The organism is Bradyrhizobium sp. 26S5, from assembly GCF_036923295.1.
Lineage (GTDB): Bacteria > Pseudomonadota > Alphaproteobacteria > Rhizobiales > Xanthobacteraceae > Bradyrhizobium > Bradyrhizobium septentrionale.
Window position 1 is genome coordinate 3311190 of record NZ_CP145948.1, and the last position, 26488, is coordinate 3337677.

Sequence of the window (26488 nt, forward strand, 5' to 3'; positions counted from 1 at the left end):
TAGCGAACTAACAATGATAAGTTATAGTTCGCTGAGAACCGGATCTGCGCAGTCGAAACTTCGAGGCATCCATGACCACACACCTCTCGCTCGTCGGCGCTGCTTCGGTGGACGACCTGCCTCCCACGGGCCTCGCCTGTCTCGTCATCGTGGCAAGACAGCATGGTTTGCACCTCACCACATCCCAGCTCATCCATGACAATCTCCTGCGCGATCAGGAAGTCACGCTCCCCGAGCTCCTGAAGTGTGCGAATTCGTCGGGCATGACGGCAAAGGCCGTCAAGCTGGACTGGAAGGGCCTGAGCCATCTCAAGCGGGCGCTGCCGGCAATCGTTCGCCTGCGCGACGGCAGCCACATGGTGTTGCTGCGCCTCGAGGGCGATGAGAACAACACCCGGGTGGTGTTGCGGGATCCGAACGCGAGCGAGGATGCCCTGCTCGTGATCGACCAGCCGCGCTTCGAGGACATCTGGTCGGGCGATGTCGTCATGGCCAAGCGCGATTACGAGATTTCCGACGAGACCCAGCCGTTCAGCTTCGGCTTTGTCGTCGCCTTGCTGTTCCGTGAACGGCGCATCCTGCGCGACGTCGCGATCGCGGCGCTGATCCTGGGCTTCATGGGCCTGGCGCCGATCATGTTCTGGCGGCTGCTCTCGGACAAGGTCATTTTCTACAAGGCCTACAACACGTTCTACGTGCTGTGTGTTGCGATGTTCGTCGTCATCCTGTTCGAGGCGGCATTCACGTTCCTGCGGCAGTATCTGGTGCAGCGCCTGACGGCACGCCTCGACGTCAAGCTGTCGACCTACGTGTTCGAGAAGGTGCTCAATCTGCCGATTGATTACTTCGAACAGAACCCTGTCGGCCTGATTTCCCGGGACATCCGCGAAGTGTTCCGGATTCGCGGCTTTCTGACCGGGCAATTGTTCGGTACCGTTCTCGACTCGACAACGCTCTTCTTCTTCCTGCCCGTCATGTTCTTCTTCAGTCCGACCATGACGCTGATGGTTCTGGCCTTTGCTGGAGCGATCGTGACCTGGCTCGTCTTGATGCTGCCGGCCTACCGAAAGAAGTCCTCGGCAACTCTGGCGGCTGAAGGCGCGCAGGGGGCGTTTCTGATCCAGAGCCTGAACGGCATGAGGACCATCAAGTCGCTGGCGCTCGATACGCGGCAACGGCACATGTGGGATGTGCTGGTGGCGCGCGTCGCCAAGGCGCGTCTTGCGGAAGGCCTGACCGGAACTGCGATCCAGACGCTGGTGCGTCCCTTGGAACGGCTGGCGGTGAGCGCTCCCTATGCGCTCGGTGTCTACCTGGCGGTGAGCAGCGGCGATCCGGTCTATGTCGGGGCGCTGTTTGCCTTTTTGATGCTGTCGCAACGTGTTGCCGGCCCGCTGATGCAGATGGCCCAGCTCATCAACCAGTATGACGAGGCGCGCACCGCAGTCACGATCGTCGGCAGGCTGGTGAATCAGCCGGCGGAAGAGGGACGTTCCGGCCATGGCGTGAGGGACCCGCTGAAGGGTTTGATCGAGTTCTCCGGCGTTACCTTCAAGTACAAGGGCGCGGTGTCGCCGGCGTTGAACAATGTCTCCTTCGAGATTCCGCTCGGCACCACGCTCGGCGTGATGGGCAAGAGCGGCTCGGGCAAGACCACGATCACGCGGCTGTTGCAGCGGCTGCACTCCGATTATGGTGGCTTGATCAAGGTCGACGGTATCGATGTCCGCGAATACGATGTCGACCATCTCCGGCGCAACGTGGGCGTCGTGCTGCAGGAGAACTTCCTGTTCAGCGGCACCATCCGCGAGAATATTTCCGCCGCAAAGCCGGATGCGACCTTCGACGACGTTGTCAGGGCGGCGCGAATGGCCGGCGCCGAGGAATTCATCGACAAGCTGCCGCGAGGCTACGAGACCTATATCTACGAGGGTTCCACCAACCTCTCCGGCGGCCAGCGTCAGCGCCTCGCGATCGCGCGTGCGCTGATCGTCAATCCCCCGATCCTGATCCTGGACGAAGCGACCAGCGCGCTCGATGCGGAGAGCGAGACCATCGTAAACGCGAACATTTCGCGGATTGCGCACGGCCGCACGCTGATCATCATCTCGCACCGCCTGTCGTCGCTCACCAAGGCCGATGCGATCCTCGTGCTCAATCGCGGCGTGGTCAACGATATCGGACGTCATGATGAACTTCTGGAACGAAACGACATCTATAGCTCGCTCTGGTACCAGCAGAATACACACCTTGTTCCGACGGGCCGCAGCGACAAGAACTTCAGGAGCCCGACCCTTGTCTCCTAACCAAGCTTCGCTCGCGACCGTTCGCCAGTTCCAGTCCGAGACCGACGCGATCCGCGAGGCCGCCGAGCCGCTACTGGCCCGCGCGACGCTGTTCGTGCTGTCGGCGTTCCTGGTATCGCTTGTGGCGATCATGTGTCTCACGCGCCTCGATCGGGTGATCACGAGCGTGGGCGGCAGGATCGTTCCCGTCGATTCGATCAACGTGCTGCAGGCGCTCGACGCGTCGATCATCAAGACGATCGATGTTCGGGACGGTCAGCAGGTTGAGAAGGGGCAGCTGCTTGCGACCCTCGACTCGACCTTCACCGCGGCCGACGTCACGCAGTACAAGTCGCAGGTTGCGAGCCTTGACGCGCAGGTCGCCCGCGATGAGGCCGAACTGTCCGGAAAACCGTTGTCATTTGGTGGGACCAAGGATCCGGAGGCCACCAAGTACAACGCCTTGCAAAAGGCGCTCTACGACCAGCGCGTTGCCCAGTACAACGCGCAGGTGACGAGCTACGATTCCAAGATCAGTCAGACCGAAGCGACGATCCAGAAGGCGAAAAAGGACGACGAGCGGTATGGTCAACGCGCCGAGATCGCCGGCAAGATCGAGGACATGCGCTCGACGCTTGCCGAAAGCGGCAGCGGCTCCAAGCTGAACCTGTATCTCTCGCAGGACAGTCGGCTGGAGCTGTTGCGTCAGATCGACAACACCCACAACACCTTGCTGGAAGCGCAACACCAGCTGGAATCGCTGAAGGCGGACCGCAAGGCCTTCATCGAGCAGTGGAACGCGCAGCTGAGCCAGGATCTGGTCACGACGCGCAACAGCCTCGATACGGCCCGCGCATCCTTTGACAAGGCCACCAAGCACCAGGACCTCGTCCGGTGGACGGCTGCAGAGCCGTCGGTCGTGCTGACGCTCGCCAAGCTCTCGGTTGGATCCGTGCTGAAGCCGGGCGATCCTTTCATCACGCTGATGCCGCTGAAGACGCGGCTCGAGGCCGAGATCCAGATCCTGTCGCGCGACGTCGGCTTCGTTCGGCCGAACGACCCCTGCACGATGAAGGTCGATGCCTTCAACGCGGCCGAGCACGGTACGGCACAAGGCAAGATTCGCTGGATCAGCGAAGGCGCCTTCACGACCGATGATGACGGAAAGGTTGTCGATGCCTTCTACAAGGCGCGGTGCTCGGTCGACGAGACCAACTTCAAGGATGTTCCGAAGAACTTCCGCCTCATCCCCGGCATGACGCTGCAGGGCGATGTTAATGTCGGCACCCGCTCGGTGGCGATGTATCTGCTCGGCGGCATGCTGCGCAGTGCCAAAGAAGCTATGCGTGAGCCATGACGGTATCGGCGCGATCCCTGCTTGACTTGTTCCGATCCGGTTCGTCCCGTTCAGAGTCGCAGCCGTTTGAACGGGGATTGGCGGCTTACGAGAACCGGCAATATCTCGAGGCGTTCCGCCTTTGGAGGCTTGCGTCGGAAGCGGGCAATCCGGAGGCGGATTACCGGATCGGACTGCTCTATGCGAAGAACGAAGGTGTTATCGGCAGCCTTCCGGACGCGGTCGCGTGGTATGACCGCGCCGCCCTGAGCGGACACACTGATGCGCAATTCCAGCTTGGCTTGATCTACTTCCACGGCGTCCAGGCTGCCGTCGGGCCGAACAGGCCCGAGATGTGGCGGCAATCCACTGCGGCGCGTCTGGGTGACAAGGCCGCCAGCGTCCACGATCTGGTGTTCCCGAACGGGACCGGCGTGCCCAGGGATCTCGACATCGCCTTCCTCTGGATGTCGGTGGCGGCAGAAGCCGGCAAGGCGGAGGCGCAAGCGATCCTTGGTGACATGTACGCCAACGGGCAAGGCTGCGCGCGGGATCACGCGACTGCCCTGCGTTGGTACCAGGCCGCGGCCGAGCAGAACGCGGCGTCAGGTCAATTCGCACTCGGTGACGTGCATTATCAAGGGCGCGGCGTTGGCGTTGATTTCGCGCAGGCCGCGGCCTGGTATCAGAAAGCTGCGGAGCAGGGGCATGTCCGCGCACAGGTTGCGCTCGCCTTCATGAGCCTCAAGGGCACCGGCCTCCCGGTGAACGCCGAAGAAGCCGCGCGGCTGTTCCAGAGTGCGGCTGCCCATGACGATACGATCGCGCTGTACAACATCGCGCTGCTGCGGCTGAGCGGCAAAGGGGCCGTCAAGGACGTCGACAAGGCCGAGACCGCGTTGCGCAAGGCGGCGCGGAAGGATTACCTGCCGGCGATCCAGGCGTTGGCCGAATTCTATGCACTCGGCACTGCTGCGGAGCCGGATCTGCGCGAGGCGGCGTATTGGTACGAGAAGGCGGCCGAGCGCGGCGACGCGCAGGCGCAGTTCTTTACGGGGCGCTTCTATGCCACCGGCACCGGCGTTGCGCCCAGCATCCGCCAGGCCGCGAAGTGGTTCGAACGCGCGGCCGAGAACGGCCACGCCACGGCTGCCCACAACATCGCGGTGTTCTATCTCAACGGCAACGGCAACGGCGTGACGCGCGACGTCGCGACCGCGATCAAGTGGTTCGAGCGCGCGTCCGAAGGCGGCATCAGCGCTGCGGGCGTGCAGCTCGGCCGGCTCTACTCGGCGGGCAACGGCGTGCCGCGCGACCAGGCGCGGGCAGCCGAATGGCTTAGCAAGGCGGCCGACGGCGGCGACGCCGATGCGAAGACGGCCTATGCCGTGTTTCTGATCCAGGATGACCCATCCGAAGCGCGTCTTGCGCAGGCACGCACGCTGTTGACCGACGCCGCTGAGGTCGGACATTCCGCCGCGGCATTCCAGCTGGGCGGGCTTCACATGGGGAGATCAGGTGGTCCCGTCGATCTACCGGCGGCCGCCCAATGGTTCAAGCGTGCGGCAAGTGCCGGCCATGTCGAGGCCCAGCACAGCCTGGCGCTGCTGTATTCCGATCCCAAGAGCAGCATCAAGGATGCGCAGGCCGCCACGAACTGGATCGTCAAGGCTGCAGAAGGCGGCAACGCCGCAGCGCAGTTCAAGCTGGCGGTGATGTATTGCACCGGGCAGGGCGTCGAGCAGGACCTTGCCCAGGGCGTCACGTGGTACGAGGCGGCGGCGCGCCAGGGACACACGACGGCGCAATACAACCTTGCCGCGATGCTCGGGCGCGGACAGGGCTGCGAGGCCGATCCGGCGAAGGCGGCCGAATGGTTCAAGGCAGCTGCGGAGCAGGGCATGGTGGAAGCCCAGCTCGCGCTTGGCGATGCGCTGCGCGCCGGCAGCGGCGTCGAGCAGGACCGCGATTCTGCGCTGCGCTGGTATCGGCAAGCGGCACAGCAGAACAACGAAGGGGCGCTGCGTCGCCTGCAGGCGATGGGCGAGAGCGTCGGCTGATGTTGCTGGATGCGTGCTTCTCGTCGTGCGCAGCCAAAGCAGAGACGATCGGCGGCTTTGTTGTTGGGCGCGAACGCACGGAAGCGGGCACGTCTGGATGACAATCTGGGCAAGACGAACGATGACTTTCATATCGACGACAGAGAGATTGCGTTAATGTTGCGGTCGCGGAGCAAACCTTCCATGTATCATTGGTTGTGTGAAGATGGCCGATAGCACCGGGAGGTCATCGATCCTGGATGCGCTTGAACAACAACGTGATCTCGGAATCGAACTTTTGCTTCACCGAGAAAGAACTGGGACCAACGTTAAACGTTGGCAGGAGATTGAGTGGCAATGAACAAGATTGTTGAACGGAGCGTCAGGGACACAAGGGACATTCAGCCCGTTGCCAGTCCGGTTCAGCAGGACGATCATTCGCAGAGCGTGTTCCTGGATCCGGATGTAAGCGATCTTCAATCCGGACCAAGATTGCGCGGTGCGATCCTCGAGTATTCGGGGCGGGCGATTTCCGGCTGGATCGTGGATGCTCAGTCGCCTGCTGCGACCGTTTCGATCGCGCTCTTTGTCGCTTCACATTGTGTCGAAGAGGGACGGACGGGCCGACCGGCGCCGGCCAGCATCGGCAAGCAGAGCGCGATCGGGCGTCCCGGATTTCGGATCAATCTATCGACGCGGGGCGTGCGCCGTCGCCTCGCACGCGCGCTGAGAAACGCGCTAATCGAACCCAAGCATGCGCAGATCTATCTCCGAGTCAGCCTGAACGACGGCGAGTACTACGAGATACCCCTGTTCGAAAACTTCGCCCCAAGCGAGGTGGTTGTTGCGCTCGGCTTCTCGACCGAAGACTACGACGATCTTCTGTTTCCGAACAACGACGGCAGGATCGTTACCGGACTTGCGGAGGGCACCAGCAAGGAGGTGCGCTACATCTGTTTCTACCTGCCGCAATTCCATTCATTTGAAGAAAATGACAGGTGGTGGGGACCGGGGTTCACCGAGTGGACCAACGTCGCGCGCATGCGCGCGCAATTCCCCACGCACGAATCGCCATGGCTGCCGGCTGATCTCGGCTTCTATGATGTCCGGTTGCCGGAAACGCGTCGTCAGCAGGGTGAACTGGCGCGCAAATACGGCATCGACGGGTTCTGCTACTATGTCTACTGGTTTCAGGGGCGGAGGCTATTGGAGAAGCCGCTCCAGCTCATGCTTGAGGACGGAGAGCCGAACCTGCCGTTCTGCATCTGCTGGGCAAACGAGAACTGGTCCCGCCGGTGGGACGGTTCGGATGCCGAGCTTTTGCTGGGGCAGAATCACTCGCTGGACGATGATGTTCGCTTTATCGACGACATGGCCGATCTGCTGCTCGATGAGCGCTACATAACCGTCGATGGTCGAAAGATCATCGTCATCTACCGGCCGTCATTGTTGCCGGACAAGCAGCACTTGTTCGAGATCTGGCGCAAGCGAGCCAGGGAGCTCGGAATCGGCGAGCTTCTGATCTGCAACGCGATGACGTTCGGAGAGTTCGACCCGCGAGACGTCAACTGTGATGCCGCCATCGAATTTCCGCCGCATACGGTCTCGACGAGAGAGGTGCCGCCGACCGACGTCGATGCACCGGCGACCTTCGCCGGGAAGGTGTACGACTATGTCGACGCCATGCGGTCGTCTCTCGGCAAGAGCTACGATTTCCCGTTTTTTCCTGCCGTGATGCCGCGCTGGGACAATACGCCGCGCAAGGGCGCGCGCGGTCACGTCTTTACCAGGTCGAGCCCGGAAGCGTTCGAGGTCTGGCTTCGCGACGCGACCCTGCGGGCCAAGGGCAACAGCTTTACCGAGTCACTGGTCTTCATCAATTCCTGGAACGAGTGGGCGGAGGGTGCTCATCTCGAGCCGGACTCGCGCTATGGACGCGCGTTTCTGGAGGTCGTGAGGCGGGTCGCTTCGGCGGAGCCTATTTCGGTCCAGATTCGAAATACTCCGGACCTTCTGGATTGCCTGAGCAGGCAGGAGCTCGAATGGGCGGTGAAGGAATCATCTGCGCATGTCGAGGTGTTGGCAAACCTGCATCGATCGGGTCTCGGTCAGTCGGGGGTGCAGCGCGTCAGAAGCGGCGTCCCGGTCGAGGCAGAAGGCGCGTCCGATGGTCCGGTGGGCTCGTTGCTGGTCATTGAAAACATCAATTCCCAAACGAGCGAGCGGGTGATCGCCGATCCGCGATACGAGATAGTGGTGCGCGGATGGATCTGCGCGGGCACTGCTTTCGAAGCAAGCAGGCAAAGAACAGGATTCCTGGTCCTGTCGTCGCTTGCCGCGGAGAATGCAGCGAACAGCGGGTACTGTCTGATCGTCGACTGGCACGAGCGCGTCGACGTGAAGGAATACATGAAGGCCGAAAGCAAGGACTCTTATTTCGGTTTTCAGGTGTCCTTCTCGATTCGGGATCTGGCGGATGGTGAGTATCAACTCGCCGTCCTGGAGGTCGGCGACGGAGCCAGCCTCCTCGTGAGGTCGCGTCACTCGATCATCGTGAGACGTTGAGGCCGGCTATGCTCGCAAGTGTCGTCATCGCCTGCTACAAGCACGAACAGTACCTCGAGGAATGCCTCGAGACCGTCTATCAACAGACCTTTGCCGACCTCGAACTCGTCATCGTGGACGACAATTCGCCGGACAAGAGTTTTGAGGTCGCGCAGAAGGTCATCAAGAAGAAGTCGTTTGGGAAGCGCTTTGTTTCCTGCAAGCTGCTCAAGAACCCGCAAAATCTGGGCGCCCACTACACCTGGAACAGAGCATTGTCGCTGACCGGCGGCGACCTGATTTTCCTTTTGAACTCGGACGACGCCTTTTCCAAGGATCGGGTTCGGCAGTTCGCAGACAAGTGTGGCAAGGAGCGGCTGTTTTTCGGCTTCTCGGCCGTCGAGCCGATCGACGAACATGGCAAGTCGATCGCCAACTATCAGTTTCCGACGCGCCTGCGTTATGCAATCGACCGCGCTCAGATCGCCAGCACGCCATTGTCATGGACGTTCCTGGATTCCCAGATCGCGGCCTCAACCGGAAACTTTGTCTTCAGCCGTGAGCTGCTGCGGCAGGTCGGCTGGCTCGCCGATCTCAAATACTGCCATGACTGGGATTTCGCCCTGCGCGCCGTAACGAAAGTCGAGCCGACCTACCTCGAGACCGACCGCTATCTGTATCGGCTTCATTCAACCAACAGTTTCCGAAGTCTTAGCAAGGTGGCGGAGAGCGAGACCAAGGCCTGCATGGAGTCGTATTGTCTGAATGCGATCACGTCGAGGCCTCAGAACAAGACCTGCCTCAGTCCGTCGAATTTCGGCGATTCATTCTATGACTTCGTGAAGCTGCATCCCAATTTCAACTATTGGGTGAAGCAAATCTACGCGCCCTATCATGTAGAGCATCGGACCGTGGAGTCGAACGATCGGACCAGGCCGCTTCGCTGGCGCTGATCGAGGCGCGTAAGGCCGGCTCTGTCCGTTCCGATCGAATCGGAACGGAGCGGGGCTTCAGGTCCGGCGCACCTGCTTCACGCATGCCGGCGCGCGGTTCGTGCGGAGGCGATCTAACACAGGTTCTTGGACGGCGACTGCGCGGTCGCTTTCAGCACTTCGCGTAGCGCTTCGAGGCGATCGGTTTGGCAAGGCATGGTGGGGACCAGCCAGCCGCCCTCGTCATTTTCGTTCCAGGCATAGATCAGCACTGCGGGCGCCCGGCGATCGGGTGCGCGGCTGTTCACCCAGCTGATTGATTGCGCCAGATGGCCGGCCAATTCCTTCTTGGTCGGAGCCGTATAGAAATTGGTGATCCCGTCGCCGGGACGCTGCTTTGTCTCCCAGGGCACGGGGTGTTCGATGCGAGGGCGCCTGTCCCATCCCGTCATCACCGTGGGCACGACGGGGAGCTGGCTGGCGGCCAGATCATTCCAGCCTTTTTCGGCATATTTCGCGAGATCGGCAAAGCTTCCCCGGCCGTTACCCGTTGTCAGCGCATACGACCCAACTGCGTCGGCACCCACATTGGCGGCCTCCTGGCTCAGGAATTTCATGTCTCCTGCCAGCACGATGTAGGGATCCGCGAGACCAGCTCCGTTCGCGTCGGATTTGAACTTGCTCAACGCGCTCCGGAGGCCTTCCACACCTCCCCAGCTTCGCTGCACGTCCGCACCCTTGATAAAGCCCAGGAAGTAGAGCGGCCGATCGTTCTCCACCTTCAGATAGTTCTTGTCCGCCATCAGGCCGATGTGCTCCTGGGGGAGCGAGGACAGCTTGGCCAGCGATCCCCACCGGCCGAGCTCGGTGAACATGCAGTATCGGAGATTGGCGGCCTTGGGACGGGCCCTGAACTTGTAAAGGGCTTTCGACATCGGATGGTTGGCCCCGTAGGCGGCGAATGCCCAATAATCCAGTCCGGCAAAGATCGCCTGGTCGATCTCCTTATCCATCTCGGTCTCGATCGAGGTCGGGAAATCAAGCGTGTTGGGCGCGCGGTTCACCTGCGTCCCGAAGAAGGGAGTCCGCCAACGATATCTTTCAGGGGCGAGTGATTGCTTGACGGCCTCGGTTGGCTGCGAGCCCGGTGAATACCAGGCGTCCCATCGAATTGCGCCCACGAGCGGCCTGTGAGGGACCGGGGCCGCGGCAGACTGGCCGGAACCCAAGACGCTGAGCGCGCCAGGCAGGAAGCTTGCGGATAGTGATGCCAAAAACATCCTGCGCGTGAGCGCGAACGGCTTCCGAGCTGCTTCGTTCCTATTGTCCATTGCCGATCTCCGATCGTTCCGTCCCGTGACACGATTTTCGTGCAAACGACACCAAGCCTCTCTGCTCTATTGTATTGATTTCCCTCGAAATAACCTTACAACAGTTAAGTGTGAGCACTTCGTGTTATAGCCTTAATCTCGCAAAATAAGTGCGCTAGTAGGGAATTCGTGGTGCGAGCCAATGTTAATTGCTTGTTGATCTCGTGGGGAGCGGCGCAGGTTGGACATGGAAATTCCAGCATTGTCTAGTTTCAGCTCAGGCGTGAATCTCGATACGCTTCCAGCAAGTGAGATCGAGACAAGGCTTAGAGAATTCTTTTCCGGGCGGATCGCAAATCCGAATCCCGACGAACTGATCCAATCGGTCAAGCAGTTGGAGCAGCAGTTCGGTGATTACAGGGAATTCCAGTTTGCAAAGGCGGCGGCGCTTGTGCAGGCATGTGATTTCGCTGGAGCGCGCGGCATCCTTCTCGACCTCGTCAAGCAGCTGCCGTCCGACTCGCGGGTGTTGCATCGCCTCGCGATCGCGGATCTCAACATGGGAGCCGCCTCCGAAGCGCAGGACGTCTATCTTTCCGCGCTCGCTGCTGCCCCGAAAAGTGAAAATCTGCGGCGAGAGTTTGCCGGCCTCCTGCGCGTGATGGAGGCGAGGAAGCTCTATGCCGGGATCGATCGCAAGAAGCACGGCCTGGCAGTGGTGTGCGCCATCAAGAATGAGGGCGACGATCTGCTGGAATGGCTGCACTTCCACAAACTGGTAGGGGTCGATCACTTCTACCTTTACGACAACGGCAGCACCGATAATACGCATGCCGTCATCGAGTCCTTCCCGTGGCCCGAAATGATCACGTATCATTTCGTCGCGGGGGAATTCGGTCAGATGCGCGCATTCTCGCATGCGATCGACAGCTATCGCAATTGTTCGGAATGGTGCGCCTTCATTGATGCGGATGAGTATCTGTTTCCGACCGAGGCCGGCAACATCAAGGACGTCCTGGCGGAGGTCGGGCCGGCGCCGGCCGTGGCGGTGCAGTGGTTGAATTTCGGATCGAACGGTCACGACGCGAGGCCGGCCGGCTTGTGCATCGAGTCCTTCACGCGTCGCGCTCCGGACGACTTCCCGGATCATTTCATCATGAAGTCAATCCTGAGGCCCGACACCATCGTGGCCTACCTGCATCCCCACCAATCCCTGATTTTGGGTTGCTACGTCCAGGAAGACGGCACGCCTGTGTTTCCGATCGGTGGGCGCATTACCGCTCCCAAGCGGAACAAGCTCGTGATCAACCACTACTACACGAAGTCACGGCAGCAATTGCTGAAGAAGCGCGAGCGCGGCAGGCCGTTGGCCGATGGCGATCCTGAAAAGATCCGCGCGATGGAGTTCTTCACCTTGCGGGATCGCAATGACGTTGAAGACGCAACGATTCAACGATTTCTTCCTGAGCTGAAGAAACTGATCCCGGGCTGAGTCTGGGGAACAGCGATGTTCCTCGCTGGGGGAAGGCGATCCCCCAGGCTTCCCTTCGGCGACCGTGCAAGCGCCTGGCCTCGTGGCTCGAGACGCGCCGCAAGCGGCGCTCCTCGCCATGAGGGTCTACAGCTCTGCCACAAAAACAACACCTCATCTCCGCGCAAAGGTTTGCCTTTGTCGCTGGAGGTGCCTGCCATGGGCGGCGTCGCGAAGGATGGCCGCAAAGACGCGGCGCACCGGATTTTCCAAATACGTTAGCCCCGCTCGCCTGGTAGAGGGCGGCAGGCGAGGGCCCCGATAAATCGTGGGTGCTTGAAGCGATCCCTGATCGCAGCGGTCGGCTACAGGGGCTCCAGCCGGTATTTCTGCAGCAGCGCTTGCGCGGCGTCGACGTCGATCCTCGGCGGCCTCTGGAAGATCGACATGTTGTTGGCACGCGCGATTTCCCGGGCGACCGTCCGCACCGGATGGTAGTGGGGGCGGTTCTCGAAGTCGTGAATTGCGATGAAGGCGCCCGGTGCGGCGTGAAGCACGCACTGCACGAAGCAGGCCACGCGAAACCGGCCATCGATGAAATACAGGTCGGCAGTCTTGCTTTCCGGACGCTCCCAGACCAGTTCGTGATAGTCGGGCCACGAGCTCTCTCGCTCCCGATCCGCCGGATGACCCCATTCGCGCAGCTTGCCGATATCGACGTGCAGCAGCAGCGGTTTTGTGCTTGCGCCTTTTGTGGCGTCGCCGACGTTGGAGAGCCATTCCTCGGAGGAATCAATGGAGATGACCCACTCCTTCCTGGTTTGGCAGGCTAGCCAGGTGCTTCCTCCCGAACCAAATTCCAGATAGCGCGTCGAGAGATCCACGAAACTCTTGAACAGTGTCAGTTCCTGACCGTCCATTGCGACATTCATGGCGAATCCTGTCGTTTCTTGATTGCTCTGGTGGGTGGCGCCCACCATTGGCGGAAGGCGGATGCGGCTCGTCAAACGGCGATGAGATTGAATCGTCATCGCGCTTCCCGGCTTCCTGCTTGGACAACGTCCCTCCGCAAGACCGCCTCTGGCATTTCGAGCAAGCGCCTGATGTTCACATCCCTGAACCCGGGCGCTCGCGAGAGATCGGCAATTACTGGTTCAGCCCGACGCGCTCGACCTTGTAGCCGCGCTCCAGGATCGCGCGCCACCATGGCTGCTCGTCGACGTACCAGCGCACGGTCTTGGCGATGCCGGTTTCGAAATTCTCCTCGGCGCGCCAGCCGAGCTCGGTTTCGAGCTTGGTGGCGTCGATGGCGTAGCGGCGGTCATGGCCGGGCCGGTCTTTGACGAAATTTATCAGTTGACGCCGCGGGCCTGCCGCAGCCGGCACGACTTCGTCGAGCAGGTCGCAGATGCTCTCGACCACGTGCAGATTGGTGCGCTCGTTGCGGCCGCCGACATTGTAGGTCTCGCCGACCTCGCCGCGTTCCAGCACCAGCGTCAGCGCCTTGGCGTGGTCCTCGACGAACAGCCAGTCGCGGATGTTCTGGCCGTCGCCATAGACCGGCAGCGGTTCGCCGGCGAGCCCCTTGATGATCATGTGCGGGATCAGCTTCTCCGGGAAGTGATAGGGGCCGTAATTGTTGGAGCAGTTGGTCACCAGGGTCGGCAGGTCGTAGGTCTCGCGCCAGGCGCGCACCAGATGATCTGATGATGCCTTGCTGGCGGAATAGGGCGAGTTCGGCGCATAGGCCGTGGTCTCGGTGAACAGGCCTTCGTCGCCGAGCGAACCGAACACCTCGTCGGTCGAGATATGCAGGAAGCGGAACTGGTCGCGCTTCTCCGGCGAGAGCGTGCGCCAGTGGCGCAGCGTTTCCTGCAGGATCGTGAAGGTGCCGACGATATTGGTCTGGATGAATTCGCCGGGGCCGTCGATCGAGCGGTCGACATGGCTTTCCGCGGCAAGGTTCATCACCGCGTCGGGCTGATATTTCTCAAACAGCCGGCGCAGGTTCTGCGCCTCGCAGATGCAGGCCTTTTCGAAGCTGTAGTTCAGGCTTTCGGTGGCGCGGGGCAGCGAAGCCAGGTTTGCCGCATAGGTCAGCTTGTCGATGTTGACGACGCGGGCGTGGGTGTCTCGCAGCAGGTGACGGACCACGGCGGAGCCGATGAAACCCGCTCCGCCGGTGACGAAAATCGTCGATCCCTTAAACCGCATGTTTCAATACCTCGGCAGTGCGGGGTTGGCCCTGGAAGGAGCGATAGACCGACAGCAGATACTCGCCGTAGCTGCTCTTGGCGGTCTTCTGTGCCACCTTCGCGAAGGCTTCGAGCGAGATGTAGCCCTGGCGCAGCGCGATCTCCTCGGGGCAAGCGATGCGCAAGCCCTGGCGCTGCTCCAGGATCTGAACGAAGTGGCTGGCCTCGACCAGCGAGGAATGGGTGCCGGTGTCGAGCCAGGCAAACCCGCGGCCGAGCACCTCGACATAGAGGTCGCCGCGCTCGAGATAAGCCTTGTTGACGTCGGTGATCTCGATCTCGCCGCGCGGCGACGGCTTGATGCCGGCCGCGATGTCGACCACGTCATTGTCGTAGAAGTAGAGGCCGGTGACGGCGACGTTGGACTTCGGCCGCTTCGGCTTCTCCTCGATCGACAGCGCCCGGTTGGTGCTGTCCAGTTCCACCACGCCATACTGCTCCGGCGCGTTCACGACGTAGCCGAACACGGTGGCGCCCTTCTTGCGGACCGAGGCGGCCGACAGCATGCTCGGCAGGCCGTGGCCGTAGAAAATGTTATCTCCTAACACAAGAGCGACGGAGTCATCGCCGATGAAGTCGCGCCCGACGATGAAGGCGTCGGCGAGACCCCGCGGGGTCTCCTGCGTGGCATAGGAGAACCTGATGCCGATCTCGTGGCCATCGCCGAGCAGGCGCTGGAACAACGGCTTGTCTTGCGGCGTCGAAATGATCAAAATGTCGCGAATTCCGCCCAGCATCAGCGTCGACAGCGGATAGTAGATCATCGGCTTGTCGAACACCGGCAGCAGCTGTTTGGAAACGACGGTAGTCACGGGGTAGAGGCGCGAGCCGGTTCCACCGGCGAGGATAATGCCCTTCATGGTCCCTCACAGTTTGATTATCAAAACATAACATATAGCGTGCGCCGCACAAGTTTGTTATGAGAGCGAATTAACATTTCGGGCCTGCGCAGATCGGAACCTTTGTTAAATGAACGTCATCAAGACCGAGCTTCCTGAAGTCCTGATCGTCGAGCCGAAGCTGTTCGGCGACCAGCGCGGCTTCTTCCTGGAGACCTACCAGTTCCCCCGCTATGTCGAGCACGGCATCACGCGGCCCTTCGTGCAGGACAACATGTCCCGCTCGGCCTATGGCGTGCTGCGCGGGCTGCATCTGCAAAACCCCGTCACCCAGGGCAAGCTCGTCTCCGTGCTGCGCGGCAAGGTGCTGGACGTTGCCGTCGACGTGCGCGTCGGCAGCCCGAATTTCGGCAAGCATGTCGCGGTCGAATTGAGCGAGGAGAACCGCCGGCAATTGTGGGTGCCGCGCGGCTTTGCCCATGGCTTCGTGGTGCTCTCGGAAACCGCCGACTTCTTCTACAAGTGCGACGATTTCTACAGCCCCAAGGACGAGCTCTCGATCCGGTGGAACGATCCCGCGATCGGGATCAAATGGGGCGTCGACAAGCCGCAGCTGTCGGCCAAGGATGCCGACGCGCCGCTGTTGGCCGACGCCAGCAATCTTCCGACCTATGGACAAATCTGATGCGGATCTTGTTGACGGGAACACGCGGCCAGGTTGGCAGTGCGCTCAAGCCGCTGCTGGAAGGCCACGGCACGATCATCGCGCCGCCGACCGCGGAGTTCGATCTGTCGAAGCCGGAAAAGCTGGCGGGCCAGCTTGAAAGCTTGAAGCCCGATCTCATCATCAATCCGGCGGCCTATACCGCGGTCGACCGCGCCGAGGACGAGCGCGAGCTGGCGTTCCTGGTCAACGCGAAGGGACCCGAAGCGATCGCCAAATGGGCTGCGGCGAACCGCGTGCCGCTGGTGCATTTCTCCACGGACTACGTCTTCAATGGTTCGGGCGACAGGCCGTGGCGCGAGGATAGTCCGACCGAGCCGCTGTCGGTCTACGGCGCGAGCAAGCTTGCCGGCGATGTTGCGATCCAGGCGGCGGGCGGCGCGCATCTGATCGCGCGCACCTCATGGGTCTATGCCGCAACGGGCACCAATTTCCTGCGGACCATCGCGCGGCTCGCCGGCGAGCGTAAGGAGCTGCGGATCGTGGCCGATCAGATCGGTGCGCCGACGACGGCACGCGCGATCGCCGGCGCGGTTGCCGGCATCGTGCTGCCGAACATCACCACGTTGCACGATCAGCTCGTGCGCCGGGGCGGTGTCGTCAATCTTGTTTGCGCCGGCGAAACCAGCTGGCACGGTTTTGCGCGTGCGATCGTTGACGGACTGAGGTCGCGCGGCGTCACGCTGGCTGTCGAGAACGTCGTTCCGATCGCCGCGGCCGATTTCCCGACCAAGGCGGTGCGCCCGGGCAATTCGCGGCTGGATCTGTCGCGGCTGAAGGCGCAGTTCGGGGTGACGATGCCGACCTGGCAGGAAGCGCTCGAACCCGAGCTGGATGCATTTGTCCAACTCGGCGCGCCCGCCCACGCCTAGCGCGTCTTCGCGCGACGTGGACGCCGGTTCGCGCGAATAAAGCGCGTCAAACAAAAAGCCTCGGTTCTGAGTCCATCAGAACCGAGGCTGCGTGATTGAGCCGGCCCGCGGTGATCGTCGTCCGTCAGGCCCGGCCGCTCAGCGCGGCCGGCCGATGCTGTCGTAGGTGAAGCCGTGCGCGGCCATCTCGTCCGGACGGTAGATGTTGCGCAGGTCGACGACGACCGGATGCCTCATCTCCTGCTTGATGCGGTTGAGATCGAGGGCGCGGAACTGGCGCCACTCGGTCACGATCACCAGCGCATCGGCCTGGCGCGCGCATTCATAGGCATCCTTGCAGTACTCGATTTCAGGCAATTCCTTGCGCGCCTGCTCCATGCCGACCGGATCGTAGGCGCGAACCTTGGCGCCGAAGTCGATCAGGCCGTTGATGAGCGGGATCGAGGGCGCCTCGCGCATGTCATCGGTATCGGGCTTGAAGGTCAGGCCAAGCACGCCGATCGTCTTGCCGCGCAGCTCGCCGCCGAGCACGTTGGCGACCTTGCGCGCCATCGCGCGCTTGCGGTTGTCGTTCGCGGTCAGCGTAGCTTCGACGATTTTCAGCTGCACGTCGTGGTCGAGCGCCGTCTTGAACAGCGCGCGGGTGTCCTTCGGGAAGCAGGAGCCGCCATAGCCTGCGCCGGCGTGCAGGAACTTGGTTCCGATCCGGTTGTCGAGCCCGATGCCGCGCGCAACCTCCTGCACGTTCGCCCCGACCCTTTCGGAGAGATCGGCGATCTCGTTGATGAAGGTGATCTTGGTGGCAAGGAAGGCATTTGCGGCATATTTGATCAATTCCGCCGTGCGCCGTGCGGTATAGAGGATCGGCGCCTGGTTCAGGTAGAGCGGGCGATAGACATCACCCATCACCTTCTTGGCGCGATCGTCCTCGGTGCCGACGACGATCCGGTCCGGATGGCGGAAATCCTGGATCGCGGCGCCTTCGCGCAGGAATTCGGGGTTCGACGCCACGGCGAAATCAGCGCTGGGATTGGTCTCGCGGATCAGGCGTTCGACCTCGTCGCCGGTGCCCACGGGCACGGTCGACTTCGTCACCACCACGGTGAACTTCTTGAGCGCCGCACCGATCTCGCGGGCGGCCGCATAGACGTAGCTCAAATCCGCATGGCCATCGCCGCGCCGCGACGGAGTTCCGACCGCGATGAACACGGCATCGGCTTCCCCGACGGCTCCCGCGAGCTCGGTCGTGAAGGTCAACCGCCCGGCGCCGGTGTTGGTCTTGACGAGCTGATCGAGGTCAGTTTCGTAGATCGGGATCTTGCCGCGCTTCAGGGCTTCGATCTTGTCGGCGTCCTTGTCGACACAAACGACCTGATGGCCGAAGTCGGCAAAACACGCTCCTGACACGAGACCTACATATCCCGTTCCAACCATTGCAATCTTCATGAATCCGCTCGTCGATCAGTGTGTGGAGAAGAGGAGTTAGCACTAGCACAATTGGCACCGATAACGCCAAGTTTTATAACGTATAGTTTGTGTTGAAGGTCGGCGGCTTTTTGTGCAAACGGTGATTGCCTGAGTGCAGTTGAGTGCTCGCTAGTCACCCAGGGCGCGCCATGGAGGTCATTCTCAGTTTGCAATCGATTGACAACCGAGCTGCCGTTTGAGGGTTGACATGAGGATGAAGACGATCAGCAAGCACAAGCCCTCAGGAACTGAATACGCGTCGTTGCAAACGCAATTCTCCAGATACGATCGCACCACGTTTTCTGGGTTTGTTTATGACCGCGCCGATCTCGGCCGACGCTACACCGTCGAACTGCTCGTCGACGGCGAGCCATACATGTCATCATTGTGTGACGAGTTTGTAACAGAGCTAGCCGACGCCGGGATTGGCGATGGCCGATTTGGCTTTACCTTCCACGTGCAGGATCAGGTCGGCTCGAACGCGGGGATCGTTGAAGCCAGGCTGGCAAATATCGGAAGTCCCGTCGGTGCTCCGATTCGTTGCGATGTCGCCGCACCAGAGGCGCAGTGGCACCGGATCGGCGATATCAAATGGGCCGGAGGTTTGCGCTTCGAAGGCTGGCTTGCTCAAGACGTCGACGAAGACATCGAAATCCTGATCGCGCAACGGCCGGTGATGACCGTGAGGCCGATCGGGTGGACCAACATCGCGCGAGGAAGCGAGTTCGGGGTCGGCCGCCGGATTGATTTTCATCTGCCCGAGCATTTCGCGGATGGTCGCGTGCGTGGACTGTCGGCGCGGACAATGTCGGGGCGGAGCCTAGTCTCCGAGCCGCTTGCATTTGTCGCGTTCGATCGCGGTCTGGAGCAAACCCTCGCCGATCTCGGGCGCTGGGACAGCGAGCGGTTGCGCGGACAGCTGTTCGACCAGCTGCTGCCGGCCTCGGTGCCGTTCCACACCTATCAAGGCTGGAAAGCGCGCTTCTGGCCGGCCACTCAGTCCGACGTGTCGTCCGAGGCCGCGGTCGTGCTGATCGGCGACGTCAGGGTGGACGAAAGCATCGAGAGCCTCGAAGCCCAGCGGCACGCGGCCTGGACGGCGGCGAGCCTGCCAGCCCAGGGATTCAGCCAGTTCGATCCGAGAGCTGCGCGCGAATTTGTCGACGGCGATGCGGCCAACAGCGAGTTCTTCGTGTTCTGCCTGAGCGGGACCATCCTCGCGGAAGACGCCCTGCAGCGCTTCGCCGATGTGTTCGCTTCAGAAGTCGACTGCGATCTTGTCTACGGCGATGTCGAGGTCCAGGGCGGCGCCGTCTGGCCGCTGGCGTTTTCGGCCTTCGACCTCGAACGTGCGCTCGAGCAGGCCTATGGCGCGTATTGTTTCGCTGTGCGCCGGGAACGTGCGTTGGAAGCGCTGCGATCGGCGACGTCGCTCTACGATATCTTCCTGTCCTGCGTGGAGCCTGATCGCACGTTTCATCTGCCGGGATCGGTTGCGGCATTGCCGCGGATCGATGCGTCGGCTGCGACCGCCGAACTGATCGCCGCAAGCGAAGCGCATTTCGCCAGAGCCGGCATCGAGGCGAATGTCGAGCCGCGAAAGGCTGGCCTCCTGCCGGCCGTTCGGGTCAAGCGCGCGGTCGATTGGAACGAGCGCACCACCATCATTATTCCGAACAGGAATCGCGCCGACCTTCTCAAGCGGTGCATCGAGACGGTGACGCCGGCGGTACATGAGACCAACGCCCGGATTCTTGTCGTCGATAACGGCTCGACCGAGCCTGAAACGCTGGACTATCTGGAGAGCCTGTCTGCGGAGGAGATCGACGTCATTTCGGTCGAGGGGCCCTTCAACTTCGCAGCGATCAACAACGCCGCCGTCGATTGCGTCGACACGGAGAATATCTGCTTTCTCAACAACGACGTTCAGGCGCTCGACGACGGCTGGCTGGCGGAACTGTTGTGGCGGCTGGCTGCTCCCGATGTCGGAGCTGTCGGTGCGAAGCTGCTCTGGCCGAACAGCGTCGTGCAGCATGGCGGAGTGGTGCTGGGCACCAACTTCTTCGCCGCGCACGCCTTCAATGACCGGATGGATGGCGATCCCGGCTACGGCGATCTGCTCCAGGTGGCGCACGAATGCTCGGCGGTGACCGCGGCGTGCCTGCTGATGCGTAAGCGCGACTTCCTCGCCGTCGGCGGCATGGACGCGATTCGCTTTCCGATCAATTTCAACGATATCGATCTGTGCCTGAAGCTGCGCCAGCTCGGAAAGCGGATCGTATTCACGCCCGACGCGAAACTCGTTCACCTGGAGTCGGCGAGCCGGGGCCGTGATTCCACGCCGGATCGCAAGGCCCGCTTCAATCGCGAGCTGGCGATGCTGCGCGCGAAATGGGGAGCGGTGCTGATCGACGATCCCTATTACAGCCCGCTGCTGGGGCTGGATTCGGCGCCGTTCTCTGCACTTGCATGGCCGCCCCGGTCATGGAAGGCGCGTGCCAATTTGCCGCCCGTTCCGACCGTTCCGCCGATCGGGATGTAGCGCGACATCGTCGATCAGCCAGTCGCATACGGCAGCGATCGTCGCGTCGGCATCCAAGCCAGGCCGCAGCTTCAGGTCGATTTTTCGGCCGCGCCCTGGTGTCGGAAGCCACTCCGTGGCAGCGGCCGGCAGCCCGGTTGCCAGCAGCGCGTCCACCAGTGAATGTCCAAACGCCGGCGGGCCGATGTCGAGAACCAGTTTCGTGATGCCGTGACCCGCGATCAGTGTGGCAACGTCGGCCGTGGCGATCTCGCCGGTGACCATGACATTGGTCCGCTGCATCAGCTTGAGATCGTCGAGGGTGGTGCCCAGCACGATGATCTCGATCTCGTCGTCGGCGTCGGCCATTTGGTCGCTCAACGCGCGGATGAAGCGAAATTCCGCAGCGCTGGCGTGGAGGGCAAGCAGGCCGAGACGCGCCGGGCCGCTCGCGGCGTGAGGAGGCGCTGGCGATGCAGACGGTTCGCCGAACCTGACCACTCGCAGGTCGAGCACCGCGTCCGAAAAGTCGGCGCCGCTCTGGCCGATCGCAGTCACGCGTCGCGCCACAGCGATCAGGCTTGACCAGTCGGGATCAACACCAGCCCCAATCGCGGGGCGCGTTGCAAGCGCGGTGTCGGTGATCAGGAGGTCGTAGACGAAGCGCTGGGTGAGCTGTGCCAGGCATGCGTTGGGGATGCGGTTCGGCTCTGCGATCGTAAGCGAGCGGATGTCGAGACCGGTGAGAAACTTCAGAAAGGCCTCGCCGCCCTGATGCGTCGCGACGTCGAATGCGATCGACTGAGGTGTTCCGCCGTCGGGGTCGAACGCTGCAGCCAGCTGGCGTTGTCCCTCGGAGCGGAAATGCACGATCAGGCTGCGCTCGCCCTCCGCCGCGAGCTGCCGGCATCGCCTGATGGCGATCGCGCGGCCGGCGGCGGAGCCGCAGAGGACGACGTGCGGGCCCGTGGCGCGCGCTTCGTTCGCAAGCAGCTTGAGCTCAAGCGCCGCGCGGCAATCGCGCAGCGGATCGGCAAGCAGGAACGCCGCGCACTCGGTCGCGTAGCGCCGGTAGCGGTGCTCGAGAACGCGAAGGTTACGCATCACCAGCGAGCGCTTCTCGCCAAGAAACGAGCGCGAGCCCTCATGTCCGACAAACACCGAGGGGATGCATACGTTTCGGAATCCGGTCTCTGCGGCGCGCAGGCAGAAGTCGACGTCTTCGAGATAGCCGCGATAGAAGTCGTCGGACAACTGACGCACGGCCTCGAGGCATTCGCGGGTGATGTAGAGGCAGAACCCGATGCCGTTGGGGATGTCGATGGCGATGCCGGAATTCGCTGCGCCGGCAAATTCATCCAGCAATTCCAGTTCGGCGGGCGAGGGCAGGGGGTTCGATCTGTTTGCGACCGGAAAGCTGGTGTATTCGCCATTGTTCGATAGCGGCGTCGCGGTACCTATCCCCGGCATCGATCGCACGGCGCTGCGCAGGCGCTGCAGCGCGTGTTGCGGCACGATCGCATCCGAATTCAGCAGCACGACATCGCCCGCCGTCGTCTCGGCAAGGGCCCGGTTGACGGCTCCGACGAATCCAAGATTGTGCGCATTGGTCAGGAGCCGTATGCGGGAGTCCGCAGCCAGCTCGCCGAGCAAATGCTTGATGTCGGGTTCAGGCGATGCGTCGTCGACGACGACGATGGTCGAATCCGGCGTGCAGGCTATCGCGGTCAATGCGCTCTCGATGCAGGCGCGCGTTGCGGTCAGATCCCGATACACCGGGATGATGATGGTGAGCGGCGGTGTTTCGCCGTGCCCGGTGCGAGCGGGCCTATGCGGCGCGATCCGGCGATCCGGGGCGCGGTTGGCCGGGAGTTGGACACTTGCGATGACCCGGTCCGCCTGTGCGATCTCGAGCAGCTGCGAGGTCGTGGACGCCGGCCGCATCAGGCGGAAACTCGCGGCGCGTCGCCCGTTGAGCGCGAATCTGTGGCGGGAATCGGCGGGAAGCGTGACGGAGCTCGATTGGCCCGCCTGCGCCAGTGAAAGATGCGGGGCGTCCGCTCCTCGCCATGTCACCCATCCCTTCACTTCCTCATCGAGGAAGTCGACGCGGGCGTAGCTGTCCTGACCGGCCTGTTCGAGGAGCAGGAGGGCGCCCCTGACCGAATCCGGATCGTCGTCGCGCCGCGCGACGCTTCGTGCGGCGTCGATCTGATCGGCGCCGTCGCCCCATGCCATCATGCGCCGCGCGGCGACCAGATCGTCCGGCTCGAGCTCGAGCGCCCTTGCCACGCTGGCGACAGCCGCATCCAGGAGATCGAGATGAAACAGCGCTTCCGCGCGCAGCAAATGGGCGCGGGCGTCCGCATGCGGCAGAATCCGGCAGCGGCGATCGGCGAGCGCGAACGCCAGGCGGAAGTCGCGTGCCTCGAGCGCCCTGACGGCGGCCCGCTCGAGATCGATGTGGTGGAGCGTTCTGGACGTGAAGGCGATCCTGCGCGCGTCGGCGGTCAAATCTCGCCCTCATGCGCCCGCATGGTCAGCCGGCCGTCTTTGCGGCGCTCTGCCGGCTCCGGAACACGCGCACCCGTCCCTCCAGGCGCGGTATTTGATTGACGGGCTCAACGCGCCTCGGCTGCTGGGGCGCAAGCGGTGCTGCCTGCACGCGGCGCTCTTCGAGGTTGAGCTTGAGGCCGACCAGCGGTTCCCGGCCTGAAGGGCCCGACACCACGATCCGGTTCCCGGACACCCGCAGGGCCGGAGCCCCCAGGAAGATGGTCTCGGCCGAAATGGCGTAGCGATCGACGCCGGGGCCGGTGGCTTCGAGCGAGAATCCGGTGATGGCCAACGCGCGTCCCCGGGTTCCGGCAAAGGTTCCAATGGGAACGAACTGATTGTCGCCCCGCTGCGGCCTGGCGAATTTGACGGCATATTGCAGGTTGAGATCGTGCGGCTTGTTCGGCCATTCGAGGCAAATTCCCTCGATCCGGGCCGGAGCCGACGGTCCGGCAATCCAGGCGTTGGCACCGACCGTCACGTCGCCCAAACCCGCAACATGTGCGAGCAGCTTGAGGTCGTCCAGCTCGCCGGCGCCGGCATTGGGCTCGGGCTCGTAGGTGTCGACCGGCTGGCTGACCGGCTGTCCGGCCGGCTGCCCAACCTGCTGTCCCTGGGTCAGCGGCTCGATCTTGATATTGGCGGCGGTCGACCCGCCGGCACGTCCTGCCGTGACCTCCACGATCAGGCGGCTTGGCCGGGCGACCGATACGACCAGCGCGCTCTCGGGCGCGAACAGGGTTCCATTGACCACGTCCGGCCCGGTAATGATATTACAATTGTTAAGACTGGCGCGATCTGCATATACGCGCACCACCGGGGGGGACGTCTTATCATCTGCGCCGTTGTACCGGACCAGGAAGAGACCTCGTGCCAGGTCAACGGTTTTCTGCTGGATCTGTTCGTTCATCGCCGCCTGTGAACCTAACCGAATGTGTCGATATATCTCTCACACAGTGTGCCCCAAAAATTGATGTGATAGAAGGGGTCTTAATGTTAATCTGGTAAGATTGTTTCACCCGTGCAGATCGATGACACACGCCCGGTCATGGTGCCGACCCTGACCTCCATGGAAGATCGCGCGGCCGGGGGGCGCGCTCGCCCGCCGATGAACGTCCTCTTCGTCCACAATAACTTTCCAGCCCAGTATCGCCACATCGCGCGTGCGCTTGCGGATCAGCCCGGAAACAGGATCGTTGCGGTCGGTTCGTCGACTGCAGTCACTTCGCCTGACATCCGGCTGATCAAATACTCGACCACAAAGGCGGACGCTGCCGCGGTGCATCCCTTTGCCCGCCGTTTCGATACCGAAGCGCGGCGCGCGGAAGAGGTTCTGTATGCGCTGTCATCGCTGTCGGGGCAGGGCTTTGTCCCGGATCTGATCTTCGCCCATCCCGGATGGGGCGAGACGTTGCCGCTGCGCACGATGTTTCCGAGGGCGAGGATCATCCTGTATTGCGAATTCTACTATGGGGCCGAAGGCAGGGACGTCGGCTTCGATCCGGAATTTCCCATGACCGGCCTTGATGGCAATGTCGCGCTCCACCTGAAAAACGCGACCACGCTGCTGGCGCTCACCGAATGCGACGTGGGCGTTTCACCGACGCCATGGCAGCGGTCGACCTTTCCCGCCGAGTTTCGCAGCAAGATAGAGGTCATCCACGAGGGCGTGGACACCGACGAGGTGAAGCCCAATCCCGTCGCGAGGCATCAGCTTCCGAACGGTGCGACACTCTCGGCAGACGACGAAGTGATCACCTACGTCTCGCGCAACCTGGAGCCGGTGCGCGGCTTCCACGTCTTCATGCGATCGCTGCCCAGGATCATGGCCGCGCGGCCGAATGCGCAGGTCGTGATCGTCGGCGGCAGCGGCACATCCTATGGCGCGCATCCGCCCAAGGGAGCGAGCTGGAAGTCGACGTTCCTGGACGAGATCAGGTCGGACATCGACCTGCGCCGCGTGCATTTCCTCGGCCGGGTTCCCCGGGAACAGTATCTCGAGCTGCTGCAGATTTCCTCGGTGCACGTCTATCTGACCTATCCTTTCGTGCTGTCATGGTCGCTGCTGGAGGCCATGAGCGCCGGATGCGCGGTGGTGGCGTCCGACACCGCCCCGCTGCGCGACATCATCTCGGATGGCAACGGTCTCCTCGCGCCGTTTTTTGATATTGATGCGCTGTCGGATCAGGTAATCTCGGTGCTGTCACGGCCCAGGGCCTTCAAGAAGATGCGGATGAAGGCGAGGAGCTTTGTGAGAGACAATTACGACGCAAAGCGGGTCTGCTTGCCCCGGATGCTGACGCTCGTTGGATGACGGCGTCCTCCCGCGCACCCATGGGAAGAATGCCAGGAGTTTGCGATGCCGCTTGTGATCTCAGTTGCCCAGCGCAAGGGCGGGGTCGGAAAGACGACCCTTGCGGTCTTGCTGGCCGCAGAACTGGATCGGCGTACGCGCGCGGTGGGACTGGTCGACGCCGACTCCCAGGCGTCGGCGTGTCACTGGGCCGAGCCCGGCAATCTGTCGTTTCCGGTCTACCAGCTCGATCCTGAAACCAGGCCGGTCGCCGAATGGGCCACGCTGATGCGCCAGGTTCCGCATCAGATCATCGTCGTGGACTCCGCACCGAACGATCGGGCGCTGGGTGCCGTGCTCGCAGTCGCCAATATCGTGCTGATGCCATGTACGCCCTCCGGCCTCGACATCGAGGCGACCGCAAGGACGCTCGACATCGTGCGGGAGGTGCGCGCCTCGCGGCGAACGGCGCTCCGCGCCATGATCGTGCCGAACCGCGTCGACCACCGCACCCTCGAAGGCCAGCAATTCATCGAGGAGCTCGATACATTCGAGGAAGCGATCGGGCCGACGATCGGAAGCCGCTCGGCCTATGTTCGCGCCTTCGCGTTGGGGCAATCGGTTGCCGATTTCGCCGGCGGTACGCCCGCGGATATCGAGATCAAGACGCTTGCCGATCTCGTCATGAGCTGGAGCGGGATCGCGCCGCGACAGCGCGTGACGATTTAACAAATCGCGCCGGCCGCTTCACGCGTGGCTAACCATGCCGGCGTGGGAGCAAAAAATTCTGCAGTGCCATCGGCGCCTTCATCGGGCGGCCGCGTTGGCAGAAACCGCGGAATAAGGCCGCAAAAGCCCATAACGTTAGGGTTTGTTGATGGTCGCAGATCGGCGCGCGTGCCATCGCGGTAAGCCGAAATGCCCGCCATCGGGAGGAACCCTTGCTTGGTTAATGCATTGCTCGCGCAGAGCTGAGCATTTGAGGCAAATGCCGCCGCGCGCTTGAGGCTAGGCTCAAGACATTTCCCGTACATGCTTCCCGGC

General features: G+C 62.3%; 19 protein-coding genes. 11 read left to right on the forward strand and 8 right to left on the reverse strand.

The features are described from left to right. Positions 1-71: 71 nt before the first annotated feature. The 5 genes from V5279_RS15300 to V5279_RS15320 all read left to right on the forward strand — a co-directional run bounded on the left by V5279_RS15300 (position 72) and on the right by V5279_RS15320 (position 9157). Entirely contained in the window at positions 72-2306 is a 2235-nt protein-coding gene (locus tag V5279_RS15300) for a peptidase domain-containing ABC transporter (protein ID WP_166293782.1), read from the forward strand. After that, positions 2296-3642, forward strand: a complete 1347-nt coding sequence (locus V5279_RS15305; RefSeq protein ID WP_338698656.1) for an HlyD family type I secretion periplasmic adaptor subunit — start codon at positions 2296-2298, stop codon at positions 3640-3642. Before V5279_RS15300 ends, V5279_RS15305 begins: the two co-directional genes overlap by 11 nt. Further along, positions 3639-5681, forward strand: coding sequence for a tetratricopeptide repeat protein (locus tag V5279_RS15310; RefSeq protein ID WP_414645930.1), 2043 nt, complete (start codon positions 3639-3641; stop codon positions 5679-5681). The genes V5279_RS15305 and V5279_RS15310 overlap by 4 nt, the downstream gene beginning before the upstream one ends. Before the next feature lie 336 nt (positions 5682-6017). Continuing rightward, positions 6018-8225 carry a glycoside hydrolase family 99-like domain-containing protein gene (locus V5279_RS15315; RefSeq protein ID WP_338698660.1) on the forward strand — a complete coding sequence of 736 codons (2208 nt, stop codon included), beginning with the start codon at positions 6018-6020 and terminating at the stop codon, positions 8223-8225. 8 nt (positions 8226-8233) lie between these two features. Next, complete coding sequence (locus V5279_RS15320; RefSeq protein ID WP_338698662.1) at positions 8234-9157, forward strand: glycosyltransferase family 2 protein; 924 nt, start codon at positions 8234-8236, stop codon at positions 9155-9157. 113 nt (positions 9158-9270) lie between these two features. Here V5279_RS15320 and V5279_RS15325 read toward each other — a convergent pair whose 3' ends face one another. Then, positions 9271-10200 carry a hypothetical protein gene (locus V5279_RS15325; protein ID WP_338698664.1) on the reverse strand — a complete coding sequence of 310 codons (930 nt, stop codon included), beginning with the start codon at positions 10198-10200 and terminating at the stop codon, positions 9271-9273. A gap of 493 nt (positions 10201-10693) precedes the next feature. Here V5279_RS15325 and V5279_RS15330 point away from each other — a divergent pair, with 493 nt between their 5' ends. Continuing rightward, a complete protein-coding gene (locus tag V5279_RS15330; RefSeq protein WP_338698666.1) occupies positions 10694-11938 on the forward strand; it encodes a glycosyltransferase family 92 protein in 1245 nt (414 codons plus the stop codon). A 344-nt stretch (positions 11939-12282) separates the two neighbouring features. Here V5279_RS15330 and V5279_RS15335 read toward each other — a convergent pair whose 3' ends face one another. From V5279_RS15335 to rfbA, 3 genes are all read right to left on the reverse strand, one after another. Further along, a complete protein-coding gene (locus V5279_RS15335) occupies positions 12283-12948 on the reverse strand; it encodes a hypothetical protein (protein WP_338698668.1) in 666 nt (221 codons plus the stop codon). A 115-nt stretch (positions 12949-13063) separates the two neighbouring features. Next, complete coding sequence (gene rfbB / locus V5279_RS15340; RefSeq protein WP_338698670.1) at positions 13064-14131, reverse strand: dTDP-glucose 4,6-dehydratase; 1068 nt, start codon at positions 14129-14131, stop codon at positions 13064-13066. Next, complete coding sequence (gene rfbA / locus V5279_RS15345; protein WP_029082372.1) at positions 14121-15032, reverse strand: glucose-1-phosphate thymidylyltransferase RfbA; 912 nt, start codon at positions 15030-15032, stop codon at positions 14121-14123. The genes rfbB and rfbA overlap by 11 nt, the downstream gene beginning before the upstream one ends. Positions 15033-15141: 109 nt before the next feature. Between rfbA and rfbC the strand changes: the two genes are divergently transcribed. Together rfbC and rfbD are read left to right on the forward strand one after the other, a co-directional pair. Continuing rightward, positions 15142-15696, forward strand: a complete 555-nt coding sequence (rfbC, locus tag V5279_RS15350) for a dTDP-4-dehydrorhamnose 3,5-epimerase (RefSeq protein WP_166293797.1) — start codon at positions 15142-15144, stop codon at positions 15694-15696. After that, positions 15696-16607, forward strand: coding sequence for a dTDP-4-dehydrorhamnose reductase (rfbD, locus tag V5279_RS15355; protein WP_338698675.1), 912 nt, complete (start codon positions 15696-15698; stop codon positions 16605-16607). Before rfbC ends, rfbD begins: the two co-directional genes overlap by 1 nt. A 138-nt stretch (positions 16608-16745) precedes the next feature. On the opposite strand, the gene V5279_RS15360 is transcribed toward rfbD, so the two are convergent. Both V5279_RS15360 and V5279_RS15365 read right to left on the reverse strand, forming a co-directional pair. After that, positions 16746-18053 (reverse strand): UDP-glucose/GDP-mannose dehydrogenase family protein, encoded by a 1308-nt coding sequence (locus tag V5279_RS15360; RefSeq protein ID WP_338698677.1) that lies wholly within the window; start codon positions 18051-18053, stop codon positions 16746-16748. A 430-nt stretch (positions 18054-18483) separates the two neighbouring features. Continuing rightward, the gene (locus V5279_RS15365; protein ID WP_338698679.1) at positions 18484-18828 is read right to left on the reverse strand and encodes a hypothetical protein; all 345 of its coding nucleotides are present in this window, start codon (positions 18826-18828) and stop codon (positions 18484-18486) included. 27 nt (positions 18829-18855) lie between these two features. On the opposite strand from V5279_RS15365, the gene V5279_RS15370 reads away from it, so the two are divergent. Next, the gene (locus V5279_RS15370) at positions 18856-20616 is read left to right on the forward strand and encodes a glycosyltransferase family 2 protein (protein ID WP_338698681.1); all 1761 of its coding nucleotides are present in this window, start codon (positions 18856-18858) and stop codon (positions 20614-20616) included. Here V5279_RS15370 and V5279_RS15375 read toward each other — a convergent pair. Beyond that, positions 20557-23109, reverse strand: coding sequence for a glycosyltransferase (locus tag V5279_RS15375; protein WP_338698683.1), 2553 nt, complete (start codon positions 23107-23109; stop codon positions 20557-20559). The genes V5279_RS15370 and V5279_RS15375 overlap by 60 nt on opposite strands. A gap of 25 nt (positions 23110-23134) precedes the next feature. After that, on the reverse strand, positions 23135-24061 hold the full coding sequence (locus tag V5279_RS15380; RefSeq protein ID WP_338698685.1) for a hypothetical protein: 927 nt from the start codon (positions 24059-24061) through the stop codon (positions 23135-23137). 198 nt (positions 24062-24259) lie between these two features. On the opposite strand from V5279_RS15380, the gene V5279_RS15385 reads away from it, so the two are divergent. Together V5279_RS15385 and V5279_RS15390 are read left to right on the forward strand one after the other, a co-directional pair. Then, positions 24260-25465, forward strand: a complete 1206-nt coding sequence (locus V5279_RS15385) for a glycosyltransferase (protein ID WP_166306493.1) — start codon at positions 24260-24262, stop codon at positions 25463-25465. A 45-nt stretch (positions 25466-25510) separates the two neighbouring features. Beyond that, positions 25511-26173, forward strand: a complete 663-nt coding sequence (locus V5279_RS15390) for a ParA family protein (RefSeq protein ID WP_029082364.1) — start codon at positions 25511-25513, stop codon at positions 26171-26173. Positions 26174-26488 lie beyond the last annotated feature (315 nt).

What these genes read in the sequence shown, in the direction of transcription:
- V5279_RS15300 (WP_166293782.1), top strand. Translation starts at nt 72, where the DNA reads ATGACCACACACCTCTCGCTCGTCGGCGCTGCTTCGGTGGACGACCTG.
- V5279_RS15310 (WP_414645930.1), top strand. Translation starts at nt 3,639, where the DNA reads ATGACGGTATCGGCGCGATCCCTGCTTGACTTGTTCCGATCCGGTTCG.
- V5279_RS15315 (WP_338698660.1), top strand. Translation starts at nt 6,018, where the DNA reads ATGAACAAGATTGTTGAACGGAGCGTCAGGGACACAAGGGACATTCAG.
- V5279_RS15320 (WP_338698662.1), top strand. Translation starts at nt 8,234, where the DNA reads ATGCTCGCAAGTGTCGTCATCGCCTGCTACAAGCACGAACAGTACCTC.
- V5279_RS15330 (WP_338698666.1), top strand. Translation starts at nt 10,694, where the DNA reads ATGGAAATTCCAGCATTGTCTAGTTTCAGCTCAGGCGTGAATCTCGAT.
- V5279_RS15335 (WP_338698668.1), bottom strand. Translation starts at nt 12,948, where the DNA reads ATGACGATTCAATCTCATCGCCGTTTGACGAGCCGCATCCGCCTTCCG.
- rfbB (WP_338698670.1), bottom strand. Translation starts at nt 14,131, where the DNA reads ATGCGGTTTAAGGGATCGACGATTTTCGTCACCGGCGGAGCGGGTTTC.
- rfbA (WP_029082372.1), bottom strand. Translation starts at nt 15,032, where the DNA reads ATGAAGGGCATTATCCTCGCCGGTGGAACCGGCTCGCGCCTCTACCCC.
- rfbC (WP_166293797.1), top strand. Translation starts at nt 15,142, where the DNA reads ATGAACGTCATCAAGACCGAGCTTCCTGAAGTCCTGATCGTCGAGCCG.
- rfbD (WP_338698675.1), top strand. Translation starts at nt 15,696, where the DNA reads ATGCGGATCTTGTTGACGGGAACACGCGGCCAGGTTGGCAGTGCGCTC.
- V5279_RS15360 (WP_338698677.1), bottom strand. Translation starts at nt 18,053, where the DNA reads ATGAAGATTGCAATGGTTGGAACGGGATATGTAGGTCTCGTGTCAGGA.
- V5279_RS15365 (WP_338698679.1), bottom strand. Translation starts at nt 18,828, where the DNA reads ATGAAAATCAATCCGGCGGCCGACCCCGAACTCGCTTCCTCGCGCGAT.
- V5279_RS15380 (WP_338698685.1), bottom strand. Translation starts at nt 24,061, where the DNA reads ATGAACGAACAGATCCAGCAGAAAACCGTTGACCTGGCACGAGGTCTC.
- V5279_RS15385 (WP_166306493.1), top strand. Translation starts at nt 24,260, where the DNA reads ATGAACGTCCTCTTCGTCCACAATAACTTTCCAGCCCAGTATCGCCAC.
- V5279_RS15390 (WP_029082364.1), top strand. Translation starts at nt 25,511, where the DNA reads ATGCCGCTTGTGATCTCAGTTGCCCAGCGCAAGGGCGGGGTCGGAAAG.